Origin of the sequence: Dehalobacter sp. DCM, assembly GCF_024972775.1 — a bacterium.
In the GTDB taxonomy this organism is placed as follows: domain Bacteria; phylum Bacillota; class Desulfitobacteriia; order Desulfitobacteriales; family Syntrophobotulaceae; genus Dehalobacter.
The window spans coordinates 904,387-922,321 of record NZ_CP092282.1 but is presented as its reverse complement, the minus strand read 5'-3'; the positions used below and the strand labels follow the sequence as shown (position 1 = coordinate 922,321).

Genomic DNA, 17,935 nt, shown 5'->3' with positions numbered 1-17,935 from the left:
AAAAATTGCATACAAAATCAGTTTGGTCCCAATGGGCCTATCATGCCGCGTTGCTTTATTTCTACTTCCTTTAACAATAAATGCTGCATAGGAAGCAAGGGAACACCATCCTCCAGCACTGTTTCGATATGAAATAGACAGGAAGTTTTATCTTCATCGTCCTTATTTAAAGTTCTATACTTAAAACAGCTTATTTGGCCGTCAGACTGAGGAATTCCCAACCCGCAGTTCGAACAATTTTTCACCATCTTCGTAGTCAGCGGCAATGCCGCCTCCTCCTTAACCCCAATTTTAAAACTCTCAGCAACAGAAACAAATTCGTTTTACTTGTTGATCAGCGCTCACTATATTACTGGCTTAATAATGATTGACTTCTTTAATAAACCAGTTGATGACATCCTTGTACGCTTGCTCCCCCGTATAATCTTTATACTTTTTTTGGATAACGGCAGCATCTAACGGCAAGCCAATGAAAAGTTCTTTTATCGTTTCCACCAGACGAACATCGATGGCGTCGGAATATATTCGAATATCGTTGATCAACCCTTTATCGACATTTAAGTTAATGTCGAGCTCTCCCCACGAAAAGCGGTTGGAAAAAGATATTTGGCATTCGGGAGTATCTCCGAATCGCCACTCCCAAGAACGATTTCTTTGATAGATTACGTCTAATTTGTCCGCGTCGAGTTCATTCTCAGTCATTTGGACATAATTTTCTCCGTAACTCATGGCAAACAGCTTCTTGATGCTCTCTATTAAACCGTTGATTGTTATGTTTGGATTCAATTCTCTGAGATTAATGACCCTGGCGCTGATCGAGTCAATGCCTTTCGATTGAATTTTCTTCTCTGAAACCTGCAAATACTTGGTCATTTCTGAGAAATCACAATTAACTAAGAGAGTTCCATGGTGCAAAGCTTTATTGCCGCTTTGGTAAAACGCATTTCCGGAGAATTTTTTCCCGTCAGCCAGAATGTCGTTTCTGCCCTTAAATTCAGCGATAACCTGATGCTCCACCAGGGCGTCCGTGATAATTTTAAGTTGCCTTGCCAAATTGTAATCGGACTGATCCATTAAAAAGCTGAAGTTCAAGTTTCCCAGATCATGGTAAACAGCACCGCCTCCTGAAATCCTGCGAGCCAGCTTACCTTCGTTTTCTTCTAAAAGACCGATGTTGCATTCTTTCCAAGGATTCTGATTCGCGCCAATAACAATTGTCTTCGCATTTTGCCAGAGTAGAAGGATAATTTCTTCCGATGCTTTGGCCTGAAGTAAATATTCTTCTATTGCCAGGTTTAGCCATGGATCATGACTCTTCGGTTCCATCACTTTAAGTTTTAACTTGGACATGTACTTCTCCTAAGTTAAGAATTAGCCGGTACGACCTTTTGTTCAATCATAAATGTTTTGGATTCTCCGGTAACCTTCCCTTCCACTAGCAGGGCGAGTTCTTCCGAACTGTGTTTTTTACCCGGATTAAGAAAGACTTTTACGACCTTACCTTCAAAGTTTGAGTTATAAACGATCTGGCACTTTTTAATCTCAATACTGAATATCGCACTACCATTTTTAACGATATCCCCTTCTTGGACAAACACTTTGTTCACTTTGCAGACCTCGGTCAGCTGGTTAATTCTTACTTCAAGCACTTCCATAACCTCCTTATACATATGATTCCAAGGAATTGGTCCTAGGGAAAACAAATCCCTTAATATTTATATGTGTTCCACCACAATGTCATCAGATTTCTCAATGACATCGCCATCTACTGTAATAACAAAAGCTCCTTCAATCAACTCGTCACCCTTAACTAAGTTAACATAGTTGATTTTTCCTTCAAAATTCGCTTTAATCACCTTGCTCATTTTTTGGGATTCCACACTAAACAAGTCATCACCGCAGCTCACAGAATCTCCTGCATTGACAAAAATACCGCTAATTTTACAGGTCGACGTGATATAATCATTCACCTTGACTCCCAGCATTATAATTACCTCCCGGATTGGATAATTGATTATCTGGAATTTGTTATCAGTACCTTTGATTCGTTTGCTGTTTTTCCATCCACCGTCATGATAACAGTTTCTGGCTTAACCGCACCCCCGCCGACGAGATTTACGCCGGTGATTTTGCCTTCGAAATTAGCATGAATAACTGTCTGTGTTTTGCGTGATTCCACCGTAAATAGGACATCATCGTTATGAACGATATCCCCCTTTTTCACAAACACCCTGCCAACTTTGCAAATGACACCTACGGACTTGTTAAGTTGTATTTCCAACATTTTGGTTACCTCCGATTTTGGTCAGCCAGACGATCCAGTTTCACCCTTATTTCCTCTGCGACTTTATCCACCATTCCCATATGTTCCGGGGTAAGATTTCGGGTAGAAAGTACGGCACTTTCCGCTACTTCCGCGCCGATAATATCGGCAACCAGAACCGTGTCACTGACCTTCCCGCTTAAGTTTTCAGTTGCTCTCTTGGCACACCATTTATTGCAGCCATCCACGGTGATGGTTGGGAAAACAGCTGCAAAAGCTCTTTCTTCTTCCCCTCCGGCAATGAATAATGGCAGACAAATGGTCACCGCTTCTCCCAGACGAATTCGTTCCAGAATTTTACGCGTCGCTAAACGCGAAATCGTGCCACCCAGGCAATCTTCCCCGCTGCAAGAAATGACACCCACCTTAACTGGGGTCGTTGGTGGCTTTGTTCCTATTGATTCCATTGCATCATACCTCACCTTCATAAACTTGTTGCACACGCGCTGCCACCTTGAGCGCCGCTTCGTCGACAATTTTCCAGCCATCGTCATTGAGTGCGGTGGCATTGCCAGGCTGCACGCCGCGATAGTTCTTCAGTATTTCAATGATCTTGATTTCTTCCGCAATATCCCCTCCGGCATGGGCAACGCTTTTGGCTGCACACATTTTAGGACAGCCGTCAATTGTGACACATTTGCCTCGGGCGATCTTCTCCTTGATCTCCGGATCCTCGGTTACAATGTACGCCAGACAGGGCGTCTCCGTAATTTCCGCGCACAGTTCATTGGCCACCTTTAAGGCAAGCTCTCTGGCGAGTAAACCGTGAACTTTGCCGATCCCACTACAGGGAACGACTTTCACTTTTTCAGACATGAAATTCATCTACCTTTCTTTTCATCACTTCAAAATAGCCGTCAAATTGGAGTAAGAGTTCCTGGTCACTGGGGAAATCTGAAAGTTCAACCTCTGCGATCCAACCTTTTTCATAGGGGTTTTCATTAATGTATTCTGGGTGATCCAGCAATTCATAATTGACAGCTGTAAATTTACCGGAAACAGGGCAAATGATTTCATAAACCGCTTTACCGGATTCAATTGAACCGGCATCCTCAAATTGTTCCACGGTTATACCCAGTCCGGGAGGCGTAAAGAACATGATATCGGACAGACTTTTTTGGACAAAATCCGTGACGCCGATACGGGCTTTATGACCGGAAACATAGGCCCAACAGTCGTTTTCATTGAAGTAAAAATTTTCATTTTTAGGAAGCCGGAAAATGAATTTATCTTTATGGTAGGTTTCATAAGCCAAACTCTGGGGGAACCACGCGTCAGCTACTCCCTCACCCGAAGCAGCGCCTGTATTTGATTCCGGAGTTGTTTGTTCTTGCAGCAAATTGTTAATGATCTGACCACATAACCGGAGACCGTCTTCTTCTACCCGCAAAGAAGTTCCCAGGGATATGCCGTATTTTTTACTCTCATCTGAGACATTTACCTTCGCTGCTATTTTCCAGCCTTTTTCTGCTGCAAGTTTTCCTGCACAGCGTGTGCCACAGCCGTCGATAACCAAAAGCTCTTTTTCATCCAATATTTTTCTATACGGCGCATCGGATACCCGGACAAAGGTCGGGCAGATGATTTCGCTGCTCTCTGTTTGTTCCTTAATTTGCAGCGCCAATTCTTTCGATAGACAGCCGGCAGGTTTATCCAGCCCATTACAGGGCAGAATGGCATAGGACTTACTCATTTCCGCCAGCTTCCTTTCTGATTTCCTTGATATGTGCGGTTGTTTCATTCTTGTTGGGGAAATCGATCGCGTCAAGGCCGCACGTCTTACTGCAGGCCCGGCAGAAGATAACACAATTGTTCGGATTTTTCACGATCAGCTTTTTTTCAGCGTCCATATTGACTTCAAGCACCTGATGCGGACAGAATTCTACGCATTCCATACAGTAATTGCACTTTGTGTAATCGATTCGTGGGCTCCAGTCAATCCTGTCTCTGGGAACGCCCATAAAAGTGGATTCACTCATTCTTCCTCATCCCCTTCAAAGCCTAGTTTCTTAAGCGCATCTTTGACAATACCGAAAGCTTTTTCATTGGTCATATCGCGGATATCCAGCATCACACAATCTTTTTCCACATCCAGTCCCGCGTCTTTGAAAGCCTGTTTGAACATTTTTTTCTGCATATTGGGTGCGCACGCGCCGATGATCACTTTGCGGTTAGCTTTTAAGAAGTCAGCCAGGAAACGGTCGCCATCCTCCTCGCATAGCTGGGGATGAATGAAAGCATATTCTACGGGTAATTCCACTCGGACCTGATTAATGAAGTCCCAGATATCCATTGCTTGAAAACCCGGACATTTTCCTGTACATACACACATAATGAATCCCAAACGTTCTTTTTCTTCCATCACCGATTCCTCCTTTTATTTCCTACTCTTATGAATGGATCTTCCTACTGCATCAGCACATGCCTCCATGACCGCCTCGCTTAAGGTCGGGTGCGGATGGATCATGTCAGCTATAATTTCTGCCTTTGCCTGAAGAGCAATGGCCAAAGTCAACTCGGAAATCATCTCTGAAGCCTGTTCCCCCAAAATCTGTCCACCCAAGATGATATGGCTGTCTTTATGCATCATTATTTTTACAAAACCGTCTCTTTGGTTATTGGCCAAGGCTCGGCCATTTTGCCGAAAGAAAAAACGGCCAACTTGAATGGGGATTCCGTAACTTATCGCCTCAGCTTCAGTCATGCCTACCGTTGCCAATTCCGGATGGGTATAGATACACGACGGAACCGCATAATTATTGATTTTACTAGTCAAACCTAAGACATTTTCTACTGCGCACTTCCCCTGTGCAAAAGCCAAATGGGCTAACTGCCTGCCTCCGGTAACATCTCCGGCGGCATAAATGCCTGCACACGTCGTTTCTAATGTATCGTCAACCTGGATCGCACCGTTATTATTCAGATTTAGACCGATGTTTTCAAGTCCTAACATCTTAGTCCGAGGTTTTCTGCCGGTTGCAACCAATATTTTGGGTGCAGAATAAATTGCTTCTTTGCCCTTCTCTAAAACGGTCATCTGGAAATTAACATTTTCTTTAGTAATTTTCTGTACGAGAGTGCCCAGCTTAAAAACAATCCCGCTTCTCTTAAGGATTTTGTAGAGTTCCTCCGAACATTCTTGATCTTCCTGATACAAAATCCGATCCTGCTCTTCGATGACGGTTACCTTCGTACCGGCTTGCTGAAACATCTCAGCAAATTCCAAGCCGATAACGCCAGCGCCTAATATGATGAGAGATTCAGGTAAGTCCGTAAGCTCCAAAGCTTCATTGCTGGTCATAACCCCTTCCTGATCAATACCTGGAATATTCGGAAGAGACGGTTCGGAACCAACAGCAATCAAAATCTTCTGGCAGGATATACACTGTTCTCCTTCCTCTGTCATCACAATGATTTTACTCGGAGTGACAATGTGCCCTTTTCCTCTGATAACCGTAATCGTATTCTCTACCATGAGTTGATTGATTCCCTGACGCAAACTTTTGACGACGCGTTCTTTGCGGAACCAGGCTGATGACCAGTCAATTCGAGAGGCTGAGTTTTCGATTCCATATTCCCTGCTTTTGCTAACAAGACTCATGACAGCAGAATTTTGAAGAAAGGTTTTCGTTGGAATGCAGCCTTGGTTTAAACAGACACCACCCAGCTCCTTTTCTTCGATGAGAACGATACTCGCACCGAGTTGAGCCGCTCGTATGGCCGCCACATATCCCGCCGGGCCGCCTCCCAAGACAGCCAGAAACGTTTCCAGTTGATTCATATCCCTCATCCTTTTATGAAAAAGATCGATTCTATTCTTTTAATTTTCTTGAACATGATTCACCGTCAAGGTTCAGCAACCGCTCATACTCTTCATTCAATTCTGGGATTTCCTTAAGCGGTTTAGCAATATAATCTATAAACTCTTCCATCGTACTATTTAGGAGTGTTGTGTCTAAACTGCATACCCGGCGCTGTCCATCTTTTCGCTCCTTGACCAAGCCGACTTGTTTCAAAACCTTGAGGTGTTGAGAGATACGCGGCTGGCTGAATTGCATAATTTCTTCAAGCTCACACACGCATAAATCTTTACTGGACAGCAATTTGATAATCTTCAAACGCGTCTGTTCTCCCAGAGCTTTGAATTGATCTTCATACATACGCAACTTACTCCTTACACTTTAATATATAAGTATATAATTATGTATTTATTATATGTCTCTAAAATGTTATTTACAATATTTTTTATTGAAAAAAGAAAAAGTGCCCTGTTTTTTTCAGAACACATCTTAGATAGGAAATTATTCCATCTATATTTAAGCATCATGGGATATTTTATACTAAACTGCTCTTCCTGTTTTTTAGATTTAGTATTTTTTCTTCGATGATTTTAGCCGTGCGAATATACTCCTGTCTATCTTTCCCCGTTGGATCTTCAAGTTCCCAATCTTCCCTGTATTTGCAGGGTACGAACGGACAATTTACATTGCATCCCATTGTAATGACAACATCAACTGGCGGAATATCCGATATTAATTTCGGTTTTTGTGACTGATTCATGTCAACGTTATAGAGTTCCTTAATCACGGCTACCGCATCAGGGTTAATACTACCTTTAATTTCAGTACCTGCCGAATAGGCTTCAAAACTCTCCGAAGCAATTATTTTGGAGATAGCTTCCGCCATCTGGGAGCGGCAGGAATTGTGAACACAGACAAAAGCTACTTTAATTCTGTCCGGTATTTCAGTTGCCATTTTTTCCTTCATTACTTTACACCTTCTTTATTTCTTCGTGGCAAACCCTGCTGATTATAATATTTGCGTTTTAAGGCTAGTGCGGCATTCACTAGGGCAATCATCACCGGTACTTCCACTAAAGGACCAATCACAGCGGTAAAAGCCACATCGGAAGCAATGCCAAAGACAGCTACAGCTACAGCAATAGCCAGTTCAAAGTTATTGCTGGCCGCCGTAAAAGCTAAGGTTACGGTCTGCTCATATTTGAAGCCGCCCTTGTAAGACATATAAAAGCTGACGAAAAACATCACTGCAAAATAGATTAATAAGGGAATGGCGATCCGAACTACTCCCACTGGGTTTGTTACTATTTCCTGACCTTTGGTAATAAACATGATGATGATCGTATAAAGTAGTGCGATTAAAGCTAATGGGGATATTTTGGGAATGAATACTTTTTCATACCACTCTCTTGTTTTGGCTCTGATCAGCCCAAACCGGGTAATAAAACCGGCTGCAAAAGGAATCCCCAAGTAGATCAGGACACTTTTAGCCACATCCCATATGGATACATCAATAATTTGCCCGCCCCAGGATAGCCCCAGCCACTTAGGAATGAGTGTCACGAACAGATAGATATAAACCGAATACAAAAGTATCTGGAAAATGGAATTGAGCGCCACCAAGGCTGCGCAATATTCATTATCGCCTTTGGCCAAGGTGTTCCAGACAATCACCATGGCAATGCAGCGGGCTAAACCGATAATGATCAAGCCAATCGCAAAGCCCGGCATATCCCTTAAGAATATAATGGCTAAAACAAACATTAAAAGCGGACCGATAATCCAGTTCTGAATGAGGGAAAAGCTGAAAACCTTTATATTTTGGACCACTTTGCCAATCTCTTCATACTTTACCTTCGCCAAAGGCGGATACATCATCACAATCAGTCCGATCGCAATGGGCCAGGATATCGTCCCCGTACTAAACTTTCCCAAAGATACGGCTAGGTTTGGGAATAGATAACCGCCTAAAACACCAACACCCATGGCAACAAATATCCAGAGTGTCAGGAATCTGTCTAAAAACGACAACCTTACATGATTTTCCTTTTCCATATCGACTAACCTCCAAATACACAAATATTAATCACAATCAATACTTTTGCGTTTAAGCCATTCCTTTAGGTTTTCCAAATCCTTTTGGAATTGTTCTGAATTTCTCATGTTATTTAAGATCAGATTATCGATAAATGATAATGACTCATCTTTCTTTATTGAATAATAGATCCATTGCGCATGCTTTCTATCGCCTACGAGCTCGGCATGCTTTAAATATTGCAGATGCCTTGAGGCTTTGGTCTGTGTTATATTTAAAGCTTCATGGATATCACAAACGCAAAGCTCCTTTTCATACAGTAAGTTAATGATCCGTAATCGGGTTTCATCCGCTAAAGCTTTCAGGATATCTTCAATATTTTTCATCTATCCACTTCCTATTCTATTTGTATATTCGTTTATGCGGTTATATAACTATTATATCTCGTTTTTTTAATTAGGGAAGTATTTTTTTTATCAGCAAAAGTTTTTATATACAATCTATTTTGCTGAAATTCTAGTATTTTTTCTCGGTATCAAAACCATAAAATAAAAAAACCGGAGGACTCTAGCCCCCCGATTTATTATATCCTTTTTCAGTAAACATTAGCAGCAACCGCTACCGCAGCTACAGCAAGATTTTCCTGCTGTTGATTTTCCTGTCATCGACGCTTCTTCCTCTATGCCCAAAACCTTGAGAGCCGCCTGACGGATGGCCTTGGCGGGAATATCTTCATACTCATTGCCGTCATACTTTACTGTCCGGCAGTAGGTTTCGGTACCCAGCAAGGTGGTACAGGAATCGCAGTAGTTCTCTGATACCTCAATAGTTAAGATATCCTCAATGGGAACTCCGTTAAAGAGGAGGGTATTCGATTGAGGTATCTGCGTATTGTCAAGTTTGGTTTCGATCCATTCGACCTCAATGCCCTTTGACTGTAAGGCCCTGTTTAATCGTTTTACTTCATTAGCCAGATTCTCGCCCGTATCATAACAACGATCACAGGTCTCCCCTTCTAAATCAAGGTGTTTCCATTCAATTTTCAGTGTTTTCATTTCCATGCCTCCTATAAAAATGTTTGAATACAAACTTCAATTATTAAGACGGTACGTTTTAGAAAAGGACGCACGATTTTAGCACTTTAAACAGGAAAACTTCGTTCCGGCATGGTCTTTATGATTAAACTCAATGATATTCCCTGCGTGATCTTTTTTGACTTCACAGCAGCCCTGCATCACAGCAGTTAATCTTTTTCTCGCCCGCTGAATCCGGCTTTTACTTCCCGACTTGCTTATTCCCCACTTTTCAGCCAGGACGTTTTGTTTAGTCCCCTTATAATCGCATTCCAGAATAGCTTCTTGATCGATAGCCGGCAGGTATGCCACGAGTTTAAGCAAGCATTCCACTGTTTCCTTATTGTAATTTTCCAGCCCGGCTGCATCCGGTTCCGCTAAATCAGCAACATCAGCGATATCTTCCATCAACGTATACTTCTTCGCGCAGCGGTAATAATCCACAATTAGATTTCGCGTGATGCGATAAAGCCAGGCATCTACATTCGTGATCTCCTGAATTTCGTCGGCATTTCTTTGTATCCGCAGACCTATTTCCTGCAGGATATCTTCCGCGCAATACTGATCCGGTACTTGTTTTAGAATATAATTTTTGAGTTTGGGATTATACCTAAGCCAAAGTTCTTCCGGAGACATCTTATTACCTCACAGTTTGTAAAATCTTGACGATTTCTTTTGATTTCAGGACTTTTCCGTAGGATACCACCTTTTCGTCGATAACTAATGCTGGCGTAGACATAACACCATAGGCCATGATGTCTTGAATATCGGTAACTTTCATTACTTCGGCAGTAACTCCTGCTTCTGCCAAGGCAACTTTGGTATTTTCGGCAAGGGCAACGCAATTTTTGCAACCTGATCCTAAAATTTTAATAATCATGATCTAGACACTCCTTCACTTGTTAGATTTAAAACCCTAAGTAAAACATATAAAACGCAATCAATAGAATTATTGTCCCCATCAAGAGCTTTAATACTTTACTAACCGTCCCATAGCGTTTATTGGCAGAAATGTTTTGGACAAAACCAACGGAAGTTCCGGCTATCAGGACCAAAAAACTATGTCCTCCTGAATACAACAAGAGTAGCAATACGCCCCATAAAAAATTTCCTTCTTTAGTGACGATGGCAAGCAGTGCGATTAAGACTGGGGTTGCGCAAGGAGAAGAGAAAAAGCCGCCTAAAATACCCGCGATAAAGGCCCCGATAAGTCCTCTCTTACTATTCTTGCTTAGTGCATAGGTGGAAGGAATAAAGTTAAAGATTTCCCAGGTTTGCAGCGCCATTAATAGCATGAGTACTCCGAGCAATAAATACCACCAGGAACCTGTTGTCTGCAGAAGCCTTCCTAAAAGAGAGGCCGCTGTCCCCAACGCGGTATACGTAACCGCCATACCAACGGTGAAGGTGACAGACAAGCCAAAGGCTTTTTTCGGCTCTTGCTTGGCCGTCCCTCCGACATAGCCGATGACAAGCGGTACACTCGCCAGGGCGCAAGGGGTAAAAGAGGTCAAAACTCCTGCCAACAATGCAAATAAAGGTGCCATCCACATATTTGAGGCGATTGTCAAAGAAATAACTTCCAGCCATTGATTAATCAGTGCCTGCATCAGTTGACCCCCATCTCCCGGATGACGTTTAACAGCTGTTCCTTGGTCATACCGCCTTCATGGCTGGTGAAGACATGTTCTTCAGAATCCCGCAAAGTGTAGAGATTCATTTGCATACCCTCCGGATCACTGGGAGTATAGGGATTTCCTTCAGCGTCAATAAAAATCTGGGTTGGGATAACGCGAATGGGATATCCTTCAGCCAACGCCTGATATTTCCAGACATCAACAAACTTAATGATTACTTTTCCCTGCAGTTCTTCGTTCAGTTCTTTTAAGACAGGTGCCATTTCTTTGCACGGCACACAGGAATCTGCTCCAAAGTCGATAATAATCGGTAGGCCATAAGATTTTAACTGATCTAGGTCCAACTGGTCCGTTACATTGAGTGCAAAGTCGGCATTATCTGCTATACCCGGCTGGACTGTTTTCTGAGAATTCTTTACCATCCAAATACCTGCAACGATGATTACGATGATCAGCGGCACAACAATTTTAGCTACTTTGCTGTTTTTTCGATCACGATCATCAGAATCATTTACAGTTTGCCTAGCCACAGCAACCACCACTGTCATCAGAACAGCCGCAACCGCAAGAATTACTCTGCCGATTGTTCTCCCCAACATAACTGATCGCTTCTGCAGGACAAAGCTCTCCACAGCCGCGACACCCGTGAACACAATTCTCAGGCTGGACTACAATAGGCGTCGGCGCTTTTTGTTGGTCATAAACCCCATGCTGACACTTGTCGGTGCAAACGCCACATTCCATACATTTTCCATAATCAATCACTGGATACCATGTTTTTGACATTCATTTCTCTCCTTTTTTATCTTTATAATAGGTTATCTACTGAGACTTTCCGCTTTTAGATATATTCTCTCAACTTCTTCTTTGGATATTAAAGTTGACAGGATATAGGCAATGATAATAATTCCGGGGATATCAATCAGTAACCGGGTGAGTGCGAACTTAACGCCGAGAGATGACACTTCAAATAAAAGCATCGGGATTTTGGTGGTTGACCAGGCCCCAATGAAAATAAGAATATTACTAAACTTTACGCCCTTTTTCATAAAGACTGCCGCCACTGGAAATGCGCCATACAGGGGGCCAGCTGCAGCGGAACCAATCAGGATTGACAACACAATCCCTTTTATCCCGGAACCTTCACCCATATATTTGATCATCGTTTCTCTTGGCACCCAGACATCAAGTAACCCCAGGAGAATAAAGACAGGCGGTATCACAAGGAGCATTTCCTTAAAGGAATAGGCCGCAATACCAATCGCCTTGAGCCCCGTGCTCTGGTTGAATAAGGTTAGAAGAACAAGCAGTAAAGTCACAATTCCAAATGCCTGGTATCTTTTCAGTATTACTTTCATATGCCACCTACTACCAGACCAATTATATAGGCCACTACAAAGGAGAACAGAAACGCACATAAATTCCTTAAGATAGTCAGCTTCTTCCCAAAATATTTTATTTCGACGGGCATGGTAACAATACCTACCATCATGAGTGTGGACACAAAGGCTCCAATCTGCATATACCCTGCTCCACCTTGTAAAATCATCGCCGCAGTCGGAAAGGCCACAAAGCCGGGGATTAAAGTAATGGCTCCGACAACTGCTGCTATGACTACACCAAGCCATCCAGAACTTTCGCCAATTATTTTGGAAATAACTTCAGGATTAATGATTGCCAGCAACACGCCTACCAATAAAATAATTACTAAGAATTCTGGGAGAATATTTTCGAAAGACTTCCATGCCTTTTTTAAAGACACTTTGGTTTTCTTTTTGTCTTTAAAAAGAGAAATTAGCAAGAAACCAATTGTTACGCCGTAAAGCATATATGTGCTCAAAAAATGTTCCCCCCTACATCAACAAATAGGCAAAAGCGTTAAAAGAATAGCCGATGATCAGTATGCCTATGGCTACAACCCCTGCAAATACGACCAGGAGTTTGGTTTTGACCACCTTTTTAAGCATGATCATGGAGGGCAGAGACAGTGCGGTTACGGCCATCATAAACGATAAGGCCGTTCCCAAACCCACCCCCTTGGCGACCAAAGCCTCGGCAATCGGCAATGTCCCGAAAATATCGGCATACATCGGGATGCCCACCACAGTGGCCAATAGGACGGAATACCATTTATCCTGACCCAGTAGTAAGGAAATAACATCCTCTGGAATAAAGTTGTGAATCGCAGCGCCAATGCCAACACCTATTAGAATATATATCCACACTTTTTTCACAATGTCCCTAACCTGATCTTTAGCAAAACCCAGTCTTTCCAAGGTTGTCAACTGTTCCTGCTCCATCTCCAGCATTCTATTATTGAATACAAACGGTTCTACATACTTTTCCATTTTTGCTTTGCTAATCACCGTTCCGCCGATCACGGCCAGAATCAGACCAACAACGACATAGGCAATAGCCGTCGTCCAATTAAAAATACTTGCGATCAAAATCACGGAAGCTAAATCCACCAGAGGAGACGATATTAAAAACGAGAAGGTAACTCCGATGGGAAGTCCGGCACTGGTAAATCCAATAAAGAGCGGAATCGAAGAACACGAGCAAAATGGTGTAACCGTGCCAAGTAGCGCTCCTAAAATATTGGCTGAAATACCATTGAAGCGTCCCAGTATTTTTTTTGTTCTTTCCGGCGGAAAAAAGCTTTGAACATATGAAATTAAAAAAATCAAAACGGAAAGTAAAATAAATATTTTTATCACGTCATAGATAAAAAAGTGAAGCCCGCCACCAAAACGTTCCTGAATACTGAGTCCAAATATATTCTCGACCAAGAGCTTCACCAAATTCGAAAGCCATTCCATTCTAAGCAATTGGTCGTTTAACCATCCAAATACCATTTGCGTCACCTTCTTCTCTTTATTTTGATTAGTTTAAGTCAAATTGTTATTATTTATTTTTCGTAACCTGGTTAAAGAAACCGGCAATGACTTCAAGTTTATTATGATTAATGGAATACCGTATCCAGACGCCATCCCGCCTGCCAATCACCAGACCGCTCTCGCATAAGATCTTCATGTGATATGAAAGCGTGGACTGCGTAATGTTAAACACTTCAAGAATTTTGCAGGCACATAGTTCACCGTCGGTTAACATATCAAATATTTTCAGTCTTGTTTCATCAGATAATGCTTTCATTGTTAAAGCGTAATCTTTATAATTCTTTTCCAAGTAAATCGCCTCAATCATTAATACATTGATATATTTCGATATGTTTATATATTATAGTAGATATTCAAAACTGTCAATGTTCTCGATTTAATAGATTTAGACTAAGCGCAATCGAATGCTTATATCAATTTATTTTGATGTATTGACATGTGGAAATATGTACTCTATACTTGGATACATCAAAATTATTTGATGTATATATAAAATAGTTTTGATAAATAGAAACAAATGCGCATACCTCACAAGCCCGCAAAGGATAACCTATTCACTCTTCTATAACGCACTCTCAGCAGACATAGTTTGTACAAGATTGAGCAGGTGAAAAAGCCTTATGCTGTAAATCATTATGAGAAATCATCGTATGTTTCTAATAATAAAATCTGAGAAAGGGGTCTTTAAAATGTCAAAAACTTGGTATCCGGTAATTAACTATGAGGGTTGCAACGAATGTGGGGCTTGTTTTAACAAATGTACTAACGATGTATTTGCGTTAAAAAATACACGTCCGGTAGTAGTAAATCCCCAAACTGTATCGAGGGATGTAAAGGATGCCGTACTCTTTGCCCTTCAGGAGCAATCGAATATATTGGTGACGCAGCAAATGGCTGCTGCAGCAGTTCAGGTTGCTGTAACTGTTAAGCAAAAAGTTTATGGAGGATTCAATTATGAATAAGAAAAAGATTTTATCAATACTTGGCTTGGCTGCATTTGTAGTCATGGCGGACAATTGGGTTGTATCGCCTATCCTTCCTACCATTTCAAAGGATATCGGCGTAACTGTCGGAAGTGCGGCGTTAATTATTACAGCCTACATGATACCATTTGGCCTGTTTCAGCCCTTATACGGCTACCTTGGAGACAGGTTCGGCAGAGTAAAGGTCATCAATGTGACTATGGTATTCTTCACTATCGCCACGGCATTATGCGCTATCGCCTCCGGTCTCACCGACCTGGCAATATTCAGGGCTTTGACCGGTATGTTTGCTGGTTCGGTAATGCCGGTATCCTTTGCTTTAATCGGTGATGTTTTTCCGCTGAATGAGCGCCAATCGGCAATCGGCACATTTTTGGGCATTGGCTTCCTCGGGCAGGGACTAAGTACGATTATCGGTGGTACAATCGCCTATTTCTTCAATTGGCGAGGCGTATTTGCGATTTACGCAATACTGGCTGTCATCCCAACAATATTGTTGTTTACTGTCAGCAAAGGCATACCTGCTGTTACAAACAAAGACAGTAAATTATTTGCACCCATGGGAGGTTTGCTGAAAAACGGCAAAAGTAGCGGTATATACATTATTGTAATTCTTGAGGGTCTCCTTATTATGGGAACATTTTCTTTCCTTGGAGGCTTTATCGAAAATCAATATAATTTCAACAACCTCATTATCGGGCTGATAATGTCAGTCTTTGGAGTGATGGCAATTGCAGGAGGACGTTTGGCAGCAAAACTGTCCGCAAAAATAGGATATAAAAAGACTGTCATCATTGGTCTTATAAGTGCGACATTAGCAAGCATTATTAACGTGCTTGCAGCGAATATACTTCCATTGCTGATAATCGGTATCGCGTTGTTAGGTTTAGGTCTTATGCTGGCACACTCAACCTTCCTTACACTCGCTTCTGAATTTGCTGCAAAGTCGAGAGGAGTCGCCACATCCCTGGTAGCCTTCTGCTATATGGGCGGCGGAGGTATCGGCACGGCTATTGGTAGCAGGATACTTGGGAGCAATAACTATGTAACATTGTTCTCTGTCTATACTGTAGGTTTAGTTCTATTGACATTAATCGTACTTATCACTAAAAAAAGCATTGTTATAGAAAGAGCGCAGCAAACTCAGCAAGTACAACAGCAATAACTAAATAGTTTTCAAAATTGGAGGAGTGGTATAGGTGTTTTCATTAATAGGTCATATATCAAGTTTTTTATACAATTTGCTAACCGCGTTGCTAAAATGGATCTTTAGCTTGTTCAGCCAGAATCCGGAATTCCTGGATTCGGCACGTTTCAAGGACTCCGTAGAATACTTTTTCACAGATACAATTGTAATATTCTTAATGATTATCGCGATAACATTTGTCGTATCAATCATAAGGAGTTTTTTTCCGCCAGAAAGAACAAGAAAGCTTTTAGGGGAGCAAGGAAAAGCCAGAGGATTTATCGGTAATGTTGTTGCCGCCGTTCTGGGTATTGCAACCCCCTTCTGCTCCTGCTCTGCCGTTCCTGTCTTTATTGGATTTATTGGAGCAGGAGTACCCTTGGGAACAACATTCTCGTTCCTCATTGCGTCACCTATGATAAATGAGGTAGCTGTTACTATGCTTTGGGCTTTGTTCGGCTGGAAGATAGCCTTATTATACATGGCAACCGGGTTAACTGTAGCAATTATTGCAGGAGCCATTATTGGCAAATTGAAGATGGAAAAATATCTTGAGGACGATGTATTTAGCATTAAGATAGGCGATGTTGAGATAGTAAAGCCTTCCTGGAAACAGCGGATTACAGATGCATGGAGTTATGCTCTGGATCTAGTAAAAAAAATATGGCCGTATATCATTGTTGGACTGGTCATTGGCGCTGCCATACATGGTTGGGCTCCCGGTGATTGGCTCGCTAAGTATGCTGGAAGAAGCAATCCTTTTGCAGTTCCAATCGCCGTTCTTATTGGTATACCCCTGTATTCCAATGCTGCAGGCACACTGCCTATTGTCAGCGAACTCACTAAGCTGGGAGTCCCTATGGGTACGGCGTTGTCGTTTATGATGGCGGTAACTGCCTTAAGTCTGCCGGAAATGATTATACTCCGCAAGGTTTTAAAGCCTAGATTACTTGCAGTATTTATAGGAATTATGGCAGTTACCATTGTATTTATAGGCTACTTTTTCAATATAATTTTAGTCTAGAAAAACCAATCATTGTACCTGCATTCATGCAGATTAGTGATATATCAAAACAAGAAAGGATTGATTACAAGATGAATAGCAAAGTCTAGTATCATGTCGTTGCGACTATGGTCTGTACGAGACAACAAAGGAGGCAGGTAAAGATGCCTGATATTAATTTTCTTAAAATCGGAACCCCAGAAGCAGACAGTTTCCCAGCTGTAGGCCACACCTATGAAGCTGACCTGGGGGGAGATATTCTTGTCCAGTTCGAATATCACTCTGTGAATTCAATGACAATTTATGGACTGAAAGGCGAGCACAAGGGATTTACCCAAACTGTTGAGATAAGCGTAATGCCCATTCGGCCAGGTATATTTATGGTTGGCTGGCAGGAAGAAAATCAAACAACCGTAACCCATATTGAGGATTTCGAAAAAGGTATAGTTTACACAAATATAACGCTACCGGGCAATAAATCACTCCGCTTACAGGGACCTTTTAAACCGGTGAAATAGCCAGACAATCATTTTGAGCTTACAGCCGGGAATTCTTGGAACAATTGACTTCCTGGCTGTAGGTCATAAAGTCTTATTATTTTCTAAATATGAAAGGGTTGAATTTTCAATGAATATTAAAGTCTTGGTATCCTGCTGTTCTGATTATGGTCTGAAAGAGAAAACCGATGAAGTGATTAAAGAAATAGGTATAGTCGCGACAGTCGAGAAAGTCAAAGATATGGAAACGATAATGGCATATGGCGTTATGAAGGCTCCGGCCATTGTTATAAATGAGAAAGTAAAGTCTATGGGTAGAGTCCCAAGTAAAGATGAAATTAAAAAATATATACAGGATGAGATGGGTGTATGAACTAGATTTGGGAGGTTGGGGAGAGTATCTCTCGCCTCCCTTTTCATTATTGACGTAAATAGGAATTGTTCATATAATTAGTTATATCAAGGATATTTGATATTTTTATCGATTTTATTTGATATAAA

Annotated in this window: 30 protein-coding genes; 5 read left to right on the top strand and 25 right to left on the bottom strand. The window is 41.8% G+C overall.

What is annotated here, in order from left to right; genetic code table 11:
• Nucleotides 1-17: 17 nt before the first annotated feature.
• From LPY66_RS04525 to LPY66_RS04405, 25 genes are all read right to left on the bottom strand, one after another.
• The gene (locus LPY66_RS04525; protein WP_337986910.1) at nucleotides 18-266 is read right to left on the bottom strand and encodes a hypothetical protein; all 249 of its coding nucleotides are present in this window, start codon (nucleotides 264-266) and stop codon (nucleotides 18-20) included.
• A 91-nt stretch (nucleotides 267-357) separates the two neighbouring features.
• The gene (locus LPY66_RS04520; protein ID WP_337986909.1) at nucleotides 358-1,350 is read right to left on the bottom strand and encodes a lipoate--protein ligase; all 993 of its coding nucleotides are present in this window, start codon (nucleotides 1,348-1,350) and stop codon (nucleotides 358-360) included.
• Nucleotides 1,351-1,364: 14 nt separating this feature from the next.
• Complete coding sequence (locus LPY66_RS04515; protein ID WP_337986908.1) at nucleotides 1,365-1,649, bottom strand: biotin/lipoyl-containing protein; 285 nt, start codon at nucleotides 1,647-1,649, stop codon at nucleotides 1,365-1,367.
• A gap of 66 nt (nucleotides 1,650-1,715) precedes the next feature.
• Nucleotides 1,716-1,985 carry a biotin/lipoyl-containing protein gene (locus LPY66_RS04510; protein ID WP_337986907.1) on the bottom strand — a complete coding sequence of 90 codons (270 nt, stop codon included), beginning with the start codon at nucleotides 1,983-1,985 and terminating at the stop codon, nucleotides 1,716-1,718.
• Nucleotides 1,986-2,014: 29 nt separating this feature from the next.
• On the bottom strand, nucleotides 2,015-2,284 hold the full coding sequence (locus LPY66_RS04505) for a biotin/lipoyl-containing protein (RefSeq protein ID WP_337986906.1): 270 nt from the start codon (nucleotides 2,282-2,284) through the stop codon (nucleotides 2,015-2,017).
• A 5-nt stretch (nucleotides 2,285-2,289) separates the two neighbouring features.
• The gene (locus LPY66_RS04500; RefSeq protein WP_337986905.1) at nucleotides 2,290-2,730 is read right to left on the bottom strand and encodes a putative zinc-binding protein; all 441 of its coding nucleotides are present in this window, start codon (nucleotides 2,728-2,730) and stop codon (nucleotides 2,290-2,292) included.
• A 4-nt stretch (nucleotides 2,731-2,734) separates the two neighbouring features.
• Nucleotides 2,735-3,139 (bottom strand): putative zinc-binding protein, encoded by a 405-nt coding sequence (locus LPY66_RS04495; RefSeq protein ID WP_337986904.1) that lies wholly within the window; start codon nucleotides 3,137-3,139, stop codon nucleotides 2,735-2,737.
• Nucleotides 3,132-4,016: a putative zinc-binding protein gene (locus tag LPY66_RS04490; protein WP_337986903.1), complete on the bottom strand. Its 885-nt coding sequence runs from the start codon at nucleotides 4,014-4,016 to the stop codon at nucleotides 3,132-3,134. The genes LPY66_RS04495 and LPY66_RS04490 overlap by 8 nt, the downstream gene beginning before the upstream one ends.
• A complete protein-coding gene (locus tag LPY66_RS04485; RefSeq protein ID WP_337986902.1) occupies nucleotides 4,009-4,302 on the bottom strand; it encodes a 4Fe-4S dicluster domain-containing protein in 294 nt (97 codons plus the stop codon). Before LPY66_RS04485 ends, LPY66_RS04490 begins: the two co-directional genes overlap by 8 nt.
• The gene (locus LPY66_RS04480; protein WP_337986901.1) at nucleotides 4,299-4,685 is read right to left on the bottom strand and encodes a hypothetical protein; all 387 of its coding nucleotides are present in this window, start codon (nucleotides 4,683-4,685) and stop codon (nucleotides 4,299-4,301) included. Before LPY66_RS04480 ends, LPY66_RS04485 begins: the two co-directional genes overlap by 4 nt.
• A 15-nt stretch (nucleotides 4,686-4,700) precedes the next feature.
• A complete protein-coding gene (lpdA, locus tag LPY66_RS04475; RefSeq protein ID WP_337986900.1) occupies nucleotides 4,701-6,104 on the bottom strand; it encodes a dihydrolipoyl dehydrogenase in 1,404 nt (467 codons plus the stop codon).
• 31 nt (nucleotides 6,105-6,135) lie between these two features.
• Entirely contained in the window at nucleotides 6,136-6,483 is a 348-nt protein-coding gene (locus LPY66_RS04470) for an ArsR/SmtB family transcription factor (RefSeq protein WP_337986899.1), read from the bottom strand.
• A 175-nt stretch (nucleotides 6,484-6,658) separates the two neighbouring features.
• Entirely contained in the window at nucleotides 6,659-7,090 is a 432-nt protein-coding gene (locus LPY66_RS04465; RefSeq protein ID WP_337986898.1) for an arsenate reductase ArsC, read from the bottom strand.
• The gene (gene arsB, locus LPY66_RS04460) at nucleotides 7,090-8,178 is read right to left on the bottom strand and encodes an ACR3 family arsenite efflux transporter (RefSeq protein WP_337986897.1); all 1,089 of its coding nucleotides are present in this window, start codon (nucleotides 8,176-8,178) and stop codon (nucleotides 7,090-7,092) included. The genes LPY66_RS04465 and arsB overlap by 1 nt, the downstream gene beginning before the upstream one ends.
• Nucleotides 8,179-8,205: 27 nt before the next feature.
• Nucleotides 8,206-8,544, bottom strand: coding sequence for an ArsR/SmtB family transcription factor (locus tag LPY66_RS04455; protein WP_337986896.1), 339 nt, complete (start codon nucleotides 8,542-8,544; stop codon nucleotides 8,206-8,208).
• 219 nt (nucleotides 8,545-8,763) lie between these two features.
• On the bottom strand, nucleotides 8,764-9,213 hold the full coding sequence (locus LPY66_RS04450) for a DUF2703 domain-containing protein (RefSeq protein WP_337986895.1): 450 nt from the start codon (nucleotides 9,211-9,213) through the stop codon (nucleotides 8,764-8,766).
• Nucleotides 9,214-9,291: 78 nt separating this feature from the next.
• Entirely contained in the window at nucleotides 9,292-9,867 is a 576-nt protein-coding gene (locus tag LPY66_RS04445; protein ID WP_337986894.1) for a sigma-70 family RNA polymerase sigma factor, read from the bottom strand.
• Between the two features lie 4 nt (nucleotides 9,868-9,871).
• A complete protein-coding gene (locus LPY66_RS04440; protein WP_337986893.1) occupies nucleotides 9,872-10,111 on the bottom strand; it encodes a thioredoxin family protein in 240 nt (79 codons plus the stop codon).
• Nucleotides 10,112-10,139: 28 nt separating this feature from the next.
• Nucleotides 10,140-10,841, bottom strand: coding sequence for a cytochrome c biogenesis CcdA family protein (locus LPY66_RS04435; RefSeq protein WP_337986892.1), 702 nt, complete (start codon nucleotides 10,839-10,841; stop codon nucleotides 10,140-10,142).
• Nucleotides 10,841-11,467, bottom strand: a complete 627-nt coding sequence (locus LPY66_RS04430) for a thioredoxin family protein (protein WP_337986891.1) — start codon at nucleotides 11,465-11,467, stop codon at nucleotides 10,841-10,843. Before LPY66_RS04430 ends, LPY66_RS04435 begins: the two co-directional genes overlap by 1 nt.
• Nucleotides 11,391-11,654: an ATP-binding protein gene (locus LPY66_RS04425; protein WP_337986890.1), complete on the bottom strand. Its 264-nt coding sequence runs from the start codon at nucleotides 11,652-11,654 to the stop codon at nucleotides 11,391-11,393. Before LPY66_RS04425 ends, LPY66_RS04430 begins: the two co-directional genes overlap by 77 nt.
• Nucleotides 11,655-11,686: 32 nt before the next feature.
• Nucleotides 11,687-12,226, bottom strand: coding sequence for a permease (locus tag LPY66_RS04420; protein ID WP_337986889.1), 540 nt, complete (start codon nucleotides 12,224-12,226; stop codon nucleotides 11,687-11,689).
• On the bottom strand, nucleotides 12,223-12,708 hold the full coding sequence (locus LPY66_RS04415; protein ID WP_337986888.1) for a permease: 486 nt from the start codon (nucleotides 12,706-12,708) through the stop codon (nucleotides 12,223-12,225). Before LPY66_RS04415 ends, LPY66_RS04420 begins: the two co-directional genes overlap by 4 nt.
• A gap of 13 nt (nucleotides 12,709-12,721) precedes the next feature.
• Nucleotides 12,722-13,723 carry a permease gene (locus tag LPY66_RS04410; RefSeq protein ID WP_337986887.1) on the bottom strand — a complete coding sequence of 334 codons (1,002 nt, stop codon included), beginning with the start codon at nucleotides 13,721-13,723 and terminating at the stop codon, nucleotides 12,722-12,724.
• Nucleotides 13,724-13,772: 49 nt separating this feature from the next.
• Nucleotides 13,773-14,021 carry an ArsR/SmtB family transcription factor gene (locus LPY66_RS04405; protein WP_443112458.1) on the bottom strand — a complete coding sequence of 83 codons (249 nt, stop codon included), beginning with the start codon at nucleotides 14,019-14,021 and terminating at the stop codon, nucleotides 13,773-13,775.
• 433 nt (nucleotides 14,022-14,454) lie between these two features.
• Between LPY66_RS04405 and LPY66_RS04400 the strand changes: the two genes are divergently transcribed.
• The 5 genes from LPY66_RS04400 (at nucleotide 14,455) to LPY66_RS04380 (ending at nucleotide 17,807) form a co-directional block, all read left to right on the top strand.
• Nucleotides 14,455-14,727: a 4Fe-4S dicluster domain-containing protein gene (locus LPY66_RS04400; RefSeq protein ID WP_337986885.1), complete on the top strand. Its 273-nt coding sequence runs from the start codon at nucleotides 14,455-14,457 to the stop codon at nucleotides 14,725-14,727.
• Complete coding sequence (locus LPY66_RS04395; protein ID WP_337986884.1) at nucleotides 14,720-15,913, top strand: MFS transporter; 1,194 nt, start codon at nucleotides 14,720-14,722, stop codon at nucleotides 15,911-15,913. The genes LPY66_RS04400 and LPY66_RS04395 overlap by 8 nt, the downstream gene beginning before the upstream one ends.
• 34 nt (nucleotides 15,914-15,947) lie before the next feature.
• Nucleotides 15,948-16,958 (top strand): permease, encoded by a 1,011-nt coding sequence (locus LPY66_RS04390; protein ID WP_337986883.1) that lies wholly within the window; start codon nucleotides 15,948-15,950, stop codon nucleotides 16,956-16,958.
• Between the two features lie 143 nt (nucleotides 16,959-17,101).
• A complete protein-coding gene (locus LPY66_RS04385) occupies nucleotides 17,102-17,455 on the top strand; it encodes a MoaF-related domain-containing protein (RefSeq protein ID WP_337986882.1) in 354 nt (117 codons plus the stop codon).
• Nucleotides 17,456-17,468: 13 nt separating this feature from the next.
• The gene (locus LPY66_RS04380) at nucleotides 17,469-17,807 is read left to right on the top strand and encodes a thioredoxin family protein (protein WP_337986881.1); all 339 of its coding nucleotides are present in this window, start codon (nucleotides 17,469-17,471) and stop codon (nucleotides 17,805-17,807) included.
• Nucleotides 17,808-17,935 lie beyond the last annotated feature (128 nt).

Bases quoted from the DNA above. Each gene is read 5' to 3' on its own strand.
- LPY66_RS04520 (WP_337986909.1), bottom strand. From the start codon at position 1,350: ATGTCCAAGTTAAAACTTAAAGTGATGGAACCGAAGAGTCATGATCCA.
- LPY66_RS04510 (WP_337986907.1), bottom strand. From the start codon at position 1,985: ATGCTGGGAGTCAAGGTGAATGATTATATCACGTCGACCTGTAAAATT.
- LPY66_RS04505 (WP_337986906.1), bottom strand. From the start codon at position 2,284: ATGTTGGAAATACAACTTAACAAGTCCGTAGGTGTCATTTGCAAAGTT.
- LPY66_RS04500 (WP_337986905.1), bottom strand. From the start codon at position 2,730: ATGGAATCAATAGGAACAAAGCCACCAACGACCCCAGTTAAGGTGGGT.
- LPY66_RS04495 (WP_337986904.1), bottom strand. From the start codon at position 3,139: ATGTCTGAAAAAGTGAAAGTCGTTCCCTGTAGTGGGATCGGCAAAGTT.
- LPY66_RS04490 (WP_337986903.1), bottom strand. From the start codon at position 4,016: ATGAGTAAGTCCTATGCCATTCTGCCCTGTAATGGGCTGGATAAACCT.
- LPY66_RS04485 (WP_337986902.1), bottom strand. From the start codon at position 4,302: ATGAGTGAATCCACTTTTATGGGCGTTCCCAGAGACAGGATTGACTGG.
- LPY66_RS04480 (WP_337986901.1), bottom strand. From the start codon at position 4,685: ATGGAAGAAAAAGAACGTTTGGGATTCATTATGTGTGTATGTACAGGA.
- lpdA (WP_337986900.1), bottom strand. From the start codon at position 6,104: ATGAATCAACTGGAAACGTTTCTGGCTGTCTTGGGAGGCGGCCCGGCG.
- LPY66_RS04470 (WP_337986899.1), bottom strand. From the start codon at position 6,483: ATGTATGAAGATCAATTCAAAGCTCTGGGAGAACAGACGCGTTTGAAG.
- LPY66_RS04465 (WP_337986898.1), bottom strand. From the start codon at position 7,090: ATGAAGGAAAAAATGGCAACTGAAATACCGGACAGAATTAAAGTAGCT.
- arsB (WP_337986897.1), bottom strand. From the start codon at position 8,178: ATGGAAAAGGAAAATCATGTAAGGTTGTCGTTTTTAGACAGATTCCTG.
- LPY66_RS04455 (WP_337986896.1), bottom strand. From the start codon at position 8,544: ATGAAAAATATTGAAGATATCCTGAAAGCTTTAGCGGATGAAACCCGA.
- LPY66_RS04450 (WP_337986895.1), bottom strand. From the start codon at position 9,213: ATGAAAACACTGAAAATTGAATGGAAACACCTTGATTTAGAAGGGGAG.
- LPY66_RS04445 (WP_337986894.1), bottom strand. From the start codon at position 9,867: ATGTCTCCGGAAGAACTTTGGCTTAGGTATAATCCCAAACTCAAAAAT.
- LPY66_RS04440 (WP_337986893.1), bottom strand. From the start codon at position 10,111: ATGATTATTAAAATTTTAGGATCAGGTTGCAAAAATTGCGTTGCCCTT.
- LPY66_RS04435 (WP_337986892.1), bottom strand. From the start codon at position 10,841: ATGCAGGCACTGATTAATCAATGGCTGGAAGTTATTTCTTTGACAATC.
- LPY66_RS04430 (WP_337986891.1), bottom strand. From the start codon at position 11,467: ATGTTGGGGAGAACAATCGGCAGAGTAATTCTTGCGGTTGCGGCTGTT.
- LPY66_RS04425 (WP_337986890.1), bottom strand. From the start codon at position 11,654: ATGTCAAAAACATGGTATCCAGTGATTGATTATGGAAAATGTATGGAA.
- LPY66_RS04420 (WP_337986889.1), bottom strand. From the start codon at position 12,226: ATGAAAGTAATACTGAAAAGATACCAGGCATTTGGAATTGTGACTTTA.
- LPY66_RS04410 (WP_337986887.1), bottom strand. From the start codon at position 13,723: ATGGTATTTGGATGGTTAAACGACCAATTGCTTAGAATGGAATGGCTT.
- LPY66_RS04405 (WP_443112458.1), bottom strand. From the start codon at position 14,021: ATGAAAGCATTATCTGATGAAACAAGACTGAAAATATTTGATATGTTA.
- LPY66_RS04400 (WP_337986885.1), top strand. From the start codon at position 14,455: ATGTCAAAAACTTGGTATCCGGTAATTAACTATGAGGGTTGCAACGAA.
- LPY66_RS04395 (WP_337986884.1), top strand. From the start codon at position 14,720: ATGAATAAGAAAAAGATTTTATCAATACTTGGCTTGGCTGCATTTGTA.
- LPY66_RS04385 (WP_337986882.1), top strand. From the start codon at position 17,102: ATGCCTGATATTAATTTTCTTAAAATCGGAACCCCAGAAGCAGACAGT.